The following is a 1,592-nucleotide window of genomic DNA, read 5'->3' on the forward strand; positions in this document are numbered from 1 at the left end:
CCGCCTAGTACTCCAGCAGGACTTCGACGTTTTGCCTGTTCAGAGGCCTGCGCGCGTGAGTGTAGTGGGCGAACGTCTCATCAGGGGCGGTCTTCATGGGACCGCCCCTCGATCGTGTGCAGCCGCCTTTGGTAGTGGCAGCGGCGGGCGACGGCCTGGCGTTGTCGGCGCCAGATGGACCAGTTCATGGCGTGATTACGGGCTGAGCGGCGCGGCAGAGTCGGTTGGTGGGGACGGCCAGCTGCCAGGAGTCGCCGGATCTCTGCCACGGTGAGGTCGACCAGGGTGCGGGAACCGTTTCTGCAGCCCCCTTTGCAGTGGCGGCGGCCATCGCGGCCAGGAAGGCGTGGGCGAGCATGGCCAGGGTGATGTGCCGCATCCAGCCGGTGTAGCGGCGGACCTCGTACTGGTCCAGGCCGCACTCGTTCTTCGCGGCCTGGAAGCACTCCTCGATCGCCCAGCGCATCCCGGCGATCCGCACCAGCTCCTCCACGGTCGTCTCGAGCGGCGCGTAGGCCAGGTAGTAGGCGATCTCGTCGGGCTTGCTGAGGCTGCGGCGCGCGAGCGCCCATCGCCGGCGCACGAGGGTCTCGTCCTGGTGGTCGTACTCGGTCACGGCGGGCAGTCGGATGGCCGCCCAGTCGTAGATGCGCGGTCCCTTGGCGCCGTTGCCGCACGAGATGCGTTCCCATGCCTCGGCCGGAGCCTGGGCAAACAGGTGCTCAATGCGGTTGCAGCCCACGCTGAACTGGGACCTGGGCACCGCCAGGACGTAGCCCAGGCCGGACTGTTCCAGCAGGCGGCGGAAGCGACCTTCCTGTCCGTAGGCCGAGTCCGCGGTGACCCAGGCGATGGGCAGGTCGGAGGCGAGTGCGCGCAGGACCAGGGCCTTGGCGAGTTCGCCCTTGGTACGGAAGTCCCGCTCGTCGGGGATCTTCGCTGTCCGGCAGCGGTCCCGGTCCTCGGTCCAGGACTTGGGCAGGTAGAGCTCGCGGTCGACCAGGGCGCGGCCGCGGGCGGAGGCGTAGGCCGCGAAGACCCCGATCTGGCAATTTTCGGTGCGGCCTGCAGTGCCGGAGTACTGGCGCTGCACGCCCGCGGAGGCGGTGCCCTTCTTGACGAAGCCGGTGTCGTCGATGATCAGGACGCCGCCGGCCTCGCCGAGGCGTTCGGCCACGTAGGCCTGGAGCTCGTCGCGGATCTCGTCCGCCTCCCAGCGGGAGCCGGCAAGCAGGTGCTGCAGGCCGTCAGGGGTGGCGTGGCCTGCGTATTCGGCCAGCTGCCAGCCGTTCTTACGGCCGACCGGGCCGAGCAGGCCACGGACGTAGTCACGCATCCGGCGGCGGGGCTCCACGCGGCTGAAGCGGTGACCGACACGGAGGAAGAGGTCTTCGAGTTCGCGGTCCCAGGTCCCGGCTGCTGGATCGTTGATCACGACCAAAGGCTGCCCCGCCACTGCGAGCACCAACGCTGGCTGCACACGATCGAGGGGCGGTCCCATGAAGACCGCCCCTGATGAGACGTTCGCCCACTACACTCACGCGCGCAGGCCTCTGAACAGGCAAAACGTCGAAGTCCTGCTGGAGTACTAG

At 68.7% G+C, this 1,592-nt stretch carries 1 protein-coding gene; it reads right to left on the bottom strand.

Going from position 1 to position 1,592, the window contains the following annotated elements; all coding sequences use genetic code 11:
* Positions 1-184: 184 nt before the first annotated feature.
* On the bottom strand, positions 185-1,435 hold the full coding sequence (locus LO771_RS29945; RefSeq protein WP_230748294.1) for an IS701 family transposase: 1,251 nt from the start codon (positions 1,433-1,435) through the stop codon (positions 185-187).
* Between the last annotated feature and the right edge of the window lie 157 nt (positions 1,436-1,592).

Origin of the sequence: Streptacidiphilus sp. ASG 303, assembly GCF_020991365.1 — a bacterium.
Lineage (GTDB): Bacteria > Actinomycetota > Actinomycetes > Streptomycetales > Streptomycetaceae > Peterkaempfera.